We start from the raw sequence: 10,810 nt of genomic DNA on the forward strand, positions 1-10,810 counted from the left end.
CGTATCGTCAGTCGGCACGGTACACGCATACAATGACACCCAATCCCCCTAGTACAGCACTACCTATTCAGCAGCAGATTTTACGACTGACCCTGGCTTCGATTGGCTATATGCTGCTGTCGTTTGCGCTGGTTGGCTACAAACCCGACCAGCTTTTTTTGATTGCCCTGGTCAACGTTCTGTATTTTGCCTCGGACTTTACCCGCAAGTACGTCATCGGCTTTTCAATATTCCTGGTGTACTGGATCGTTTTCGATTACATGAAGGCGTTCCCGAATTACCACTATAGTTCGGTCCATATCGAGTCCCTGTACCTGTTGGAAAAAAAGCTGTTTGGCATACCCAGCGGATCGATGGTACTGACACCCAATGAATACTGGCTGGTTCACCGGACAACGCTGCTAGATATCGTAACGGGTCTGTTCTATCTAACCTGGATTCCGGTCCCGCTGCTGTTCGGCACGTACCTGTTTTATACCGACAAAACCGCTTTCTACTCGTTTTCGCTGACGTTTGTGCTGGTCAATCTGATTGGCTTCGTCGGGTATTATCTTTATCCGGCGGCACCACCCTGGTACGTACAAACGTACGGGTTTGCCTTTCACCCGAATACACCTGGTAACACGGCGGGCCTGGCTAATTTCGACCACTATTTCGGCACCTCGACGTTTGCTTCCATATACGCCAAAAGCTCGAACGTGTTTGCGGCAATGCCTTCGTTACATTCCTCCTACCCGGTCATCGTGCTGTACTATGGCTTGAAGAAACGGTTGGGACTGGTCAACGTTGTGTTCGCCATTATCGTAGCAGGCATCTGGTTTTCAGCCGTCTACACAAGTCATCACTACGTTCTGGATGTCGCCGGTGGTGTTACGTGTGCACTTCTTGGCTTTGCGATTTTCAGCCAGTTGCGCAAAACAAACTGGCTGAAAAGCTTCATTAGGTGGATGGTGTCGCTGACGACCTAGCTGACAAATTTCGCCTGCATGGTCTTGATGAATGTAAGCCCATTTTCGGCAATGTCCCAGGGATCGTTATATTCTCGCCAGACGTTGATCGAGTTGGCGAAGTCAATGTCATTCCGGGTAAACGCTTCAATGGTCATCCAGCCTGTGTAATTGATTTCTGCCAAGGTCTGGAACGTATCATCCCAAGGAATGTGCCCATCACCGGGTGTTCCGCGATCGTTTTCGCTGATATGTACATGGGCCAGGACGGGCGCAATGGTCTGAATCGCCTTCGGAAACTGCTTTTCTTCCATATTGGCGTGGTGCGTATCGAACATGGCCCGAACATTCGGATGATCAGCCATACGTACCAGATTGGCTAGTTGCTCCATCGTATTGCAGAGATAGCACTCAAAGCGGTTAAGAGCTTCAGGAGCCAGCACAATATTTGCCTGCTTGGCGTATTCTCCGGCGGCATGAAGCACGTCGGCGCTGTGTGCGTATTCGTCCGGCTGGGGTTCACGTCGGCTAAAGGTGGCAAATGCAGAATGCATGGGACCACAGATAACCGTAGCGTTCATGGCGTGAGCGCGGTCAATGGCACCTTTCAAAAAGTCGACGGCCTGTTCCCGGATTTTGGCGGAATCACTAACTGGGTTGGTATCGGGTCCAACTACCATCACGCAGGTACTTTGCAGGCCGAGTTGCTGTAAGTGAGCACCAAATTGTTGGTAAGCAGCTACGTCACTGTTATCAATGAAGCATTCAACGCCATCGTAACCGATGGTTTTGAGCCGCTCGGCGATCGGATTTAATTTATCCGACATAGCAGCCGTCCAGGCCAATACGTTAAATCCAATGGGTGAAAATTGGGATACTCGTGATTCCGTTGGCAACGTCATAGAAAAGAGAAATAAGTGTCAGAAAACAGGGTAGGTTCGCAACGTGGGTTAGAAACCCGCGATAGCTGGCAAAGAATAGCGGGTTTCCACCCGCATTACGGAACATCTGAGAAAAATCATTTTTCCATCGGGTGATCTTTCAGTAGTTGACTGGGCGAATAAAAATCCGCTTTACGGTCCGTAGCGGCCCGCACCTGCTTAACCTTGTCGGGGCGGATTGCGGGAGCACTGTTACCGAACGAATTGCGCACGTACGTTAATACAGCCGCGATTTCGTTGTCTTTCAGGAGTCCGCCAAAGGGAGTCATCGGAACCTGGCCCGGATACGTTTTACCGACAACTTCAATAGGGCCCATCAACCCTTTCAAGGCAATTTTGATCAGTCGCTCTTCATTGCCCGACACCCAGTTTGTCCCTGTAAGCGGGGGGAAACCGGAGGCTGTCAGTCCTTTCCCATCCGGCTGGTGGCAGGTGGTACAATACCCTTCTTTCGCGTAAATCTCTTTGCCCATATTGAACAGGGCCAGCTCCTCCCCTTTCAGCGTCGATTTAACCGCTACCTCTTTTTCCTTTTTGACATTCACGCCATTCAGGTGGGCAACGGCGGTTTCGTACGCATGAATCATCCAGTCATCCAGTGGTTTTTTCTTAGCTTCCGCCAGAATGGGCAGCCCTTTTTCCTTACCAATCCAGGAAGCGGCCACAATGGCGGCCAGCCGAACCCGGCTGTTCTCATCCCGAACGGCTTGCATCAGTAAATTGGCCTGATCCGTTACCTGATGGCCCGTATACCGAACGACCTGAACAGCGGCAGCGCGAGCATGATAGTCCTTCGCCTTGAGCACTTGCCGAAGTAATGGTTGATCGACTTTGTTCATGCCCCAACTGACCCACAGCCCTTCCAGCAGATTGTGTTCGTAGCGCGGATCGTTTTTATCCAGTTTAGCAACCCAGGTGTTCAGTTTAGCCAGCACCTCCTTAACATCCCGTCCCCTCAGTTCGCGTCGGGTGCGGTAGCGGGTGCGGTATTCGGGCAGTTTGAGGTTGTCCAGCAATTGGTCGATACTGGCCCCGTCAATGTTGGCGGGCGTAACCAGCGGGCGCGATGGGTAGGTGATGCGGTAAACCCGACCGTGCGAATGGTCTCGCAGGGGATCTCTCGCGTTATGCTGCATGTGACCGATCAGGATGTTGTGCCAATCGATGAGGTAGAGCGAACCGTCGGGTGCAAACTCCATATCGACCGGGCGAAAATTCCGGTCTTCGCTCACGACCAAATCCATCCGGTGCTTGCTTTTATACCCCGTGCCATCGTCCACCAGCGTGTGTTCTTTCATTCCCAGAAAACCAATGGTGTTGTTGATCAGAAAATCGCCCTGTATTTCATCGGGAAAGTGGCGGCTAGACACGAATTCAAGCCCGGAGGTTGGTCGTACCCGGTGCGCTTCCTCAACAAGCTGAACCGATTTATGGGTAGCTTCGCCGTAGCGTGGTAACACCGAACCCGGCATCATCCAGCGAACATCGGGGCTCGACGTTTCGGCAAAAAACGGCTGTCCCCAATCGTCGAAAGCAATTCCCCAGGGATTTGGAATAGACAGTTGGGCGGTACGTTCCAGCTGATGGCGTTGGGGGGTGTATCGATAAAATCCACCATTGGTCGCCCGAACCGGACCATAGGACGTTTCGACGTTGGTGTGCAGAAAAACGCCTTCGCCCGAGTAGATGGCCCCCGACGGGTCGACGGTAAACGCATGGCTATTGTGATGGGTATCGTGATCGTCGAACCCGCTCATCAGGATCACATTTTTATCGGCCTTGTCGTCTCCGTTTGTGTCGGTGTAGAGTTTCAGGTTAGGCCCCTGCGAAACATAAACGCCTTCTTTCGCGATCTCGAAGCCGAGCGGCAGGTGTAACCCATCGGCAAATACCGTTTGTCTATCCGCTTTACCGTCCCGGTTCGTATCTTCCAGAATCAGGATTTTATCGTTTGGTTTGGCGTCACCGGGTTTGTAATGCGGATAACTGGGCATCACCGCAACCCACAACCGACCTTTGTTGTCGAAGGACATCTGCATGGGTTTAGCCAGATCCGGAAACTCTTCTTCGGAGGCAAACAGCTCAATTTTATAGCCCTGCGGTACTTTGAGTTTACTAAGTGCTTCCTTACCGTACAGATACGTCAGACTACCGTTCTTTTCCGGATTGAAATTGGTTTTGACCGGCGGCAGTTGCTTGGTCTTTTTATCGGCAGCGGCAATGTCCATTTTTTCACCCTTGGCTGCGGCTAGCCAAACGGCTGTATCGCGAATAGCGGTCATCTGCCGTATTTTTTCAATTTCGGCGGGGTAATTATCCGGACCAAAGGGATTGTACCGACGACCGTACACGTGGACACCGTTCGGAATTTTATAGTCATTGTGCCACATCCAGTTTTTTTCCTGAACGGCATCATGAATAAGCGCCCGATTCGTTTCTGCTTTGGCCGCTGTTTTTCCAAACACCTGATCAGCCAGCAGCACGCCTAATTTTTTGTACCCTTCTTCGTTAAGCTGAGAACCATCGATGGTCAGGGGTTCTTTGCTGGATTCGTACCACTGTTGAGAGGGAGTAAAGGCATCGACAAACAGCACCCGGTTTGCCGTTTTGTTCACTCGCTCCACGACGTCCTTCATCGCTTTGGCATACAGCGACAGGTTCGCGTTTTCGGTTTTACCAGTCGGCAGATCGAGCGTAGCCGACAAATCTTCGAAGGCGATGGGCGACACAATGGCGAGTTGTGGCGGTGTTGTTCCGTTGTAGTTCTGGCTCAGCGTGTGGTTTATAAACGCTTCCAGTTCCGCTTTGTAATTAGCCAGCCCCTCAGCTCCCTGAAAGGATTCGTTATAGCCGAAAAATGCAACGATCACGTCCGTTTTCAGCCGACTCAACCATTGATCGGGTGATTCAAACTGGCCCTGGCTATCCGATGGGTTGGCATACTCCGTCTGGAAACGCTCGGCACCGGGAAACGCCCACGGATCGAACCGACTCGAACGAGGCCGAAATCCAGGCGTATCACCCGGATCGCACATGTTGCGAATGTAAAGCTGATCATCCGGATACCTGACCTGCATCTCTGTTTCGAACGAACCAAAGTTCATCATTCTCGACCCCAAGTTGTTCCCCAGCAATACGATGCGGGTTCCTTTGCTGAGGGTTAAGGAGGCAGGCGCATTGGTTTGAAACGCACTCACCGCAATCAGGATCAGACCTAGTAGAATCAGTAATCCATAGACGGTTCTGGCTCTGGACATAAACGAGTTCATGCGTTCAGGATTTTTTAGGATGGCCATAGGGAACATTAATGTCTAGCTTGCCTTTCCATTGCTTCGGAACGGGCTTACCAAGCTCCCAGTGGATGGCGTTGATGACCAGTCGCTGAACCGATTCAACCTGAAAGTCTTCCGGATGGCCAAGAGTAGTCATGAATGTTTTTCCGCCCCATTGGTTCTGCCACGTCCACGCAACCGGATTATCGATAGCTTCTTTGTCGGGATTAACCGATTTGCCCATCAGCAGGGGTACGGATCCTTTGGCGGGGTAGTCGGGTAGAACCCGGTACAGCCAGGATGCCACGTGAAAGGACGGTTCGACACCCGTTAGAATCGGATTTTTAGCCGCTTCAGGAATGATGGTCACGTCGGTCGTACTCTTGTGACCGTAGTGCGTATGAGCCGCTTTGCCCCCCCAGCCCGGTGGACTACCAAAGGCAAATTCACCAAAGGCATTCCACGTTTTGCGGTCGTCGCCATCCGGGTAATTGAACGCGTGGGTAGTCGTTCGGAAGCCCATCACGGGTTTCCCGGATTTCAGGTAGTCATCGATATACGTTAACTGCTCTTTAGGAAGCAACCGCCAGCGCAAAAAGAACACGGCCAGATCTGCTTCTTTGAGGGCTTCCAGACCGGGAATGTCTTTTTCGGCATTATAGTCGGGGTAGGCTTTCAGCACTTTCGTACGCATTCCGTAGTTTTTTTCCAGCTCAGCGGCAATCAGAGGAAGCGTCAGTTCGCCACTATATTCATGATCACCGGTTACGAATACCACATAAGGTTTCCGGGGGGCCATTGTGTTGGCCAGACCTGGCAAAGCGTGCATGCTTAGTAGGGTGGTAATCGTTTGCAGGAATACTCTACGTTTCGTTTTCACAGGTGCTTTTTTTTATAGGAAAAGACATTACTTCCTTCTGCCTACTACTATAGTTCCGGAATAACGTGTTGTCAGGGATGGCTCACGCAATCGAATGGACAGGTGTTTGGGCCGAAAAAATACGTAAAAAGGCGATTAACTGCTGATCATGCCCGTGGATTTCGTTTAAAACGGACGCGCGGTAACCAGTCGTGTAAAATCAGGGCAGATCGAAGCCCGAATGCAACAAAAAGGCCAGCACTATTTGCACAGTGCTGGCCTTCTTTCCCGAGTGAAGTTACAACCTTACTCCACGTTTATGCTTTGTCCAGGCTTGTTCGTTTCCGGATTTTTGGGGAGCGTAACCTTTAGAACTCCATCGGCATAACTAGCTGTTATCAGCTCCGTAAGCACTTTGTCGTTCAATCGAAACGAGCGTTCGAACGAAGACTGGTTATGTTCCTGATAGGTATATGCTCCCTCGCTGGTGGAGTTTCCCGACGCATCGGCTCCCTGATAAGAAATAACCAGCACATCGTCCTTCACCGTCAGTGCGACCTGTTCTTTGGCCAGACCGGCAGCGAACAGCGAAATGACGAAGGCATCTTCTTTGTTTTCAATATTGACCGGTGGTTGTGAAAATCCGCCGGCATGGCGACCCCAGAAGTTACCGAATTTACCCCGGCCCCATTGACCACTGAATTTACCCCGACCCATTGGACCGCAACCACCTTTGTATTCCTGCTGAAATGCTTGTTTGTTATACATGATCGTGTGTTTTAATGCTGTGTTTACTGTGTGTGTGTTTTATTGTATTACGCTTAGCTGATCGAGATTACGCGATCGAAACGGGGCCGGTGCATGGGCGCCTGAAACGTCGGCTGATCGATGGCTATGATTTCCGCTGATTGCCAGTTTCCCCGCTCCAGCGGTCCAAAAGCCCGCCGGGCCAGTTGCCGCCCAACAACCCGTACAAGCACGAACGTTGCTGCCGCAACGAGCAGAAGTTTTATCAGAATCGTTACTAGAAATAAGGCCAAACCGGCCACCAGGGCTACGCCTGCTATTCGCCAAATGTTCATCGTTTTACTTAGTTAGTGATTGATCAGAACCAGAATTATTCGAGCCTCAACTATGGATTCAAACCCAGTGGGTTGATGAGCCTTCTTCATTCCCTGCTCTACAGGAATAGTCGCAGCAGGGCCCATTTATATTTTAAATAGTCTAAAAATTTCTGTTCATACAAACATAAACTACTGAAAATCAACAGCTTTATTTTCAAAAAAATTAAATTTATAGTTCGTTTACGACCAACGTTCATAAGACATGCTGAAATAGTATAAGCTGGTTTTGGCTACGCTATCCATTCCATTATTTCCATAAACTATTGAGCGAATTGGTCGTTACAACACATGAATTAATTATAACATGATTCACTATCGGTACTGGGCTAACCTGACGGTTATGGATCGTATTTATCAACGACGCAGGGCCGCAACGGCTTCAACTCAACTATGGAACAACTTAAAACGAAAGCGTACGGGGCAAAAGCCTCACTCATTGATCAACTCAGCAGTCTGTCCCGTATGGACATCGAGCGCAACGAACCTCAGTCGGATGAGGTTCTGATCGATATTTTATACTGTGGTGTTTGTCACTCTGATCTCCATCAGGTCAAAAACGACTGGAGCAATACCATTTATCCCTGCGTGCCGGGACACGAAGTTGTTGGCCGCATAACGCAGACTGGTAGCAACGTCACAAAGTTCAAGGTCGGTGACGTGGTCGGTGTCGGTTGTATGATCGATTCGTGTGGTCAGTGTAATTCCTGCACGGGTGGCGACGAACAGTACTGCGAAGGCCCCGTAAGCTGGACGGCGACGTACAATGGCTATATGAAGCCCAACGGGAATGGGTATAATACGTTCGGCGGCTATTCGACCAATATCGTCGTTAAAGAGTCATTTATACTCAACATCCCCGATTCGCTCGACATCAAGGCAGCTGCTCCCATTTTGTGCGCGGGCGTAACGACTTACTCACCCCTGCGGCATTGGCAGGTTAAGGCAGGCGACAAAGTTGCTATCGCAGGGTTGGGCGGTCTGGGTCATATGGCCGTCATGTTGGCAAAAGCAATGGGTGCTGAGGTAACCGTATTGACAACAAGCAAGGAAAAACAAGCGGACGCCGAAAAGTTGGGTGCGCACCATGTCATCATCTCAGATGACAAAGATGCCATGACGCAGAACGAGAAAACGCTCGACATGATTCTGGTTACCATTCCCGACAAATTTGACGTCAATCCGTACATCAGTTTGCTCAAGCGTGACGGTAATCTGGTAACCGTCGGTTTACTCGGTCCCTACAAGAGCCCGGTCAACAACATGGAAGTAGCCTTTCAGCGCCGGTCGATGTCGGGTTCGCTGATCGGTAGCATCAAAGAAACGCAGGAAGTGCTGGATTTCTGCGCTGAACATTCCATTCTACCCGAGGTAGAAATTATTCCTATCCAGGACATCAATAAGGCTTACAAACGGATGCTCGATGAAGAGGTTCGGTTCCGATTTGTCATTGACATGCAGTCACTGAAGGACGAACAATAAGCTAAATAAATAGCTGGTTCTCGAAAGGCTGGCTAATTATAGTAACCCTCAACGAAATTAAACCCTATGACTACGCCTTATCTGCGATCGTTTCAACTTGGCTTTATTGCGGGCATGCGTGCCCTGACGGCTCCGGCTTTACTCAGCCACAAATTGGAGCGCACCTTACCGACCAAAACTCCGGAAACGCCGGTTCAGTATTTTGCCCAACCCACCACGTCGATTGCGTTGAAAGTATTGGCGGGTGCCGAAATTATTGGCGATAAAGTACCCCACGGACCGGATCGGACCACCCCGCCCCAGTTTATTACGCGCATTACATCCGGGGCTACTTGTGGAGCGGTTGTGAGCGAAGTAGAAGGACAATCGGCGTCGCTGGGCGCGATTGCCGGTGGGCTGGGAGCCGTAGCGGGCACCTTACTTTTCTTTAATTTACGTCGCTGGCTGGATCACGATCTGGGTATTCCTGATCAGGTCGGCGCGTTGGCCGAAGACGCACTGGCTATTGGTGTAGGCTGGCAGATCGTGAACGGTATTCAGCCAAACCTGAAAACCACCTAGTTTTCAATACCTTGCGGTATCGTTAACCTGAACATAAGCCTAGGTTCAAAAGCAGAACGCCCAGACAGTACTGTCTGGGCGTTTTGCTTTTGTCTATGTATGGCTATTAGCTGACCAAGAAATTGAGCGCCTGTTTCAGCGTCCGTTCATTGTTGCTCTGTGGGTCCGTATACGAACGTTCGCCCACCTCGATGGTCAGCTGTTTGTCCAGCAGTTGCTTCGTATCGAGTTGCTTTCCTTCTTTCACGTCAATGCCAACGGTTTCGAATAAACTTACAATAGCTGGCATACCCGCTGATGACTGATAAAACCGGTGTGACAGGTATCCTTCTTCGTTCTCGAACCGAACGGCAAAGAAAGGAATCCCTTTGTTTTCGCTCGACCCTTCTTCAATATCTGTAATCGTTACCTGCTGCGGACCATCTGCCAGCAACGCTTTATCCTGACCTTTTTCTACTGCGATTTTCATAACGATGAACTAGTGTTTTATTTGTATTATAAACTACCTGCATCTTCACTTTGTTTGGAAAAGAAGTAGCTAAAAAGTCATTTTTCACTAGAATAGATCATCTAAAAGCCTTTATCAATTGACCGATAGGTTTTACTTGTATTATATTTCTTAAAAGGTATTGGATGAACGACCCGGCTTAGTCAACGGCTCTCCATATTTCCCAGCAAAATACCATTCGCTCGACCAACCCTAAAACTATCCATTCATCAAGTCAGCCAGCCGTTCCAGTAGTTTGCAATACATAGTACCATCCATCGCCTATACCTTTGAGTCATCAATCGGGAAGAACCCGACCAAAATTTAACTGAAGCACTAACTATATAAACACCATGAAAACGCTCATCAAATCCCTACTCATTGCTTTTACAGTAAGCCTGGTAACCATCTCTGCGTCACAAGCCGAAGCCAATCCAGGAAAAAACACATCGACTGTAGCCACCTACAAAACGGGTATTTACACCACGCTGGATGGTAAGCTGCAAATTGCGCTTGATAAAGAAACGAATGGTGCCGTCGATATTAAGTTGAAAAGTGCGGATGGCGAGTTGTTATTTGTTCAGCACCTGAATAAAAAAGAAAATAAAGCCCGTATCCGTTTAACTATGAGCGAATTACAGGACGGAACGTACCAGGTCGAAGTTACCAACGGCGTTGACACAACAACGCATTCGGTGACCATCTCGACTCAACAAGCCAGTACGCCTGGTCGTCTGGTTGCCATTAACTAACGGCACTAATTCGCCAATATAAAATCAGGTCCAGCTATTCGAATGAGTAGACTGGACCTGATTTTTGATACGCAATTACCCGTTACTCAAACTGAACGGTTAGCAAGAAGAACTCACTTCCCGAAGCCTACCGGAGCGCACTTACTCAGTAAGTGATGATACAGTTTGAGCCGTGTTTTTGCCGAATTTATACTGGCTGTCATAGGCCAGACCAAGACCCACGCTGGAAAGTTTGTTTTCGTCCGCTATGGCTGCATTGGGAAACAGTTTTTTGAATTCGGTCTGTATCGAACGCACCTCCGTCGACCCACCGGTCAGAATAACCAGCTCAATAGCCTCGTTTTTGACACCAGCTTCCAGAAGACATTGCCGCGCCGAAGCAAAAATT

Annotated in this window: 10 protein-coding genes and 1 pseudogene; 4 read left to right on the plus strand and 7 right to left on the minus strand. The window is 49.6% G+C overall.

The genetic code is table 11. The annotated features are described in order from the left end of the window. The first annotated feature begins 32 nt into the window (after nt 1-32). Nucleotides 33-968, plus strand: coding sequence for a phosphatase PAP2 family protein (locus tag GK091_RS27820; protein WP_164044016.1), 936 nt, complete (start codon nt 33-35; stop codon nt 966-968). Here the strand turns inward: GK091_RS27820 and GK091_RS27825 are convergent. The 5 genes from GK091_RS27825 to GK091_RS27845 form a co-directional block, all read right to left on the minus strand. Further along, complete coding sequence (locus tag GK091_RS27825) at nt 965-1,849, minus strand: sugar phosphate isomerase/epimerase family protein (protein ID WP_164044017.1); 885 nt, start codon at nt 1,847-1,849, stop codon at nt 965-967. The two genes, GK091_RS27820 and GK091_RS27825, sit on opposite strands and share 4 nt — an antisense overlap. A 116-nt stretch (nt 1,850-1,965) precedes the next feature. Continuing rightward, the gene (locus GK091_RS27830) at nt 1,966-5,157 is read right to left on the minus strand and encodes a PVC-type heme-binding CxxCH protein (RefSeq protein ID WP_164044029.1); all 3,192 of its coding nucleotides are present in this window, start codon (nt 5,155-5,157) and stop codon (nt 1,966-1,968) included. A gap of 4 nt (nt 5,158-5,161) precedes the next feature. After that, nucleotides 5,162-5,989: a ThuA domain-containing protein gene (locus GK091_RS27835; protein ID WP_164044018.1), complete on the minus strand. Its 828-nt coding sequence runs from the start codon at nt 5,987-5,989 to the stop codon at nt 5,162-5,164. Nucleotides 5,990-6,325: 336 nt separating this feature from the next. After that, nucleotides 6,326-6,787: an Hsp20/alpha crystallin family protein gene (locus GK091_RS27840; RefSeq protein WP_164044019.1), complete on the minus strand. Its 462-nt coding sequence runs from the start codon at nt 6,785-6,787 to the stop codon at nt 6,326-6,328. 53 nt (nt 6,788-6,840) lie between these two features. Continuing rightward, entirely contained in the window at nt 6,841-7,101 is a 261-nt protein-coding gene (locus GK091_RS27845) for a hypothetical protein (RefSeq protein ID WP_164044020.1), read from the minus strand. Between the two features lie 432 nt (nt 7,102-7,533). On the opposite strand from GK091_RS27845, the gene GK091_RS27850 reads away from it, so the two are divergent. Both GK091_RS27850 and GK091_RS27855 read left to right on the plus strand, forming a co-directional pair. Then, a complete protein-coding gene (locus GK091_RS27850) occupies nt 7,534-8,622 on the plus strand; it encodes an NAD(P)-dependent alcohol dehydrogenase (protein WP_164044021.1) in 1,089 nt (362 codons plus the stop codon). Nucleotides 8,623-8,688: 66 nt separating this feature from the next. Further along, nucleotides 8,689-9,183: a DUF4126 family protein gene (locus tag GK091_RS27855; RefSeq protein ID WP_164044022.1), complete on the plus strand. Its 495-nt coding sequence runs from the start codon at nt 8,689-8,691 to the stop codon at nt 9,181-9,183. Between the two features lie 106 nt (nt 9,184-9,289). Here the strand turns inward: GK091_RS27855 and GK091_RS27860 are convergent, their stop codons facing one another. After that, entirely contained in the window at nt 9,290-9,652 is a 363-nt protein-coding gene (locus GK091_RS27860; protein WP_164044023.1) for a hypothetical protein, read from the minus strand. A 371-nt stretch (nt 9,653-10,023) separates the two neighbouring features. Here GK091_RS27860 and GK091_RS27865 point away from each other — a divergent pair, with 371 nt between their 5' ends. Further along, a complete protein-coding gene (locus GK091_RS27865) occupies nt 10,024-10,422 on the plus strand; it encodes a hypothetical protein (RefSeq protein ID WP_164044024.1) in 399 nt (132 codons plus the stop codon). A 141-nt stretch (nt 10,423-10,563) separates the two neighbouring features. Here the strand turns inward: GK091_RS27865 and GK091_RS27870 are convergent. Then, a pseudogene (locus GK091_RS27870) lies at nt 10,564-10,810 on the minus strand (Hsp70 family protein); the annotation flags it as partial.

Origin of the sequence: Spirosoma agri (genome assembly GCF_010747415.1) — a bacterium.
Classification (GTDB): domain Bacteria; phylum Bacteroidota; class Bacteroidia; order Cytophagales; family Spirosomataceae; genus Spirosoma; species Spirosoma agri.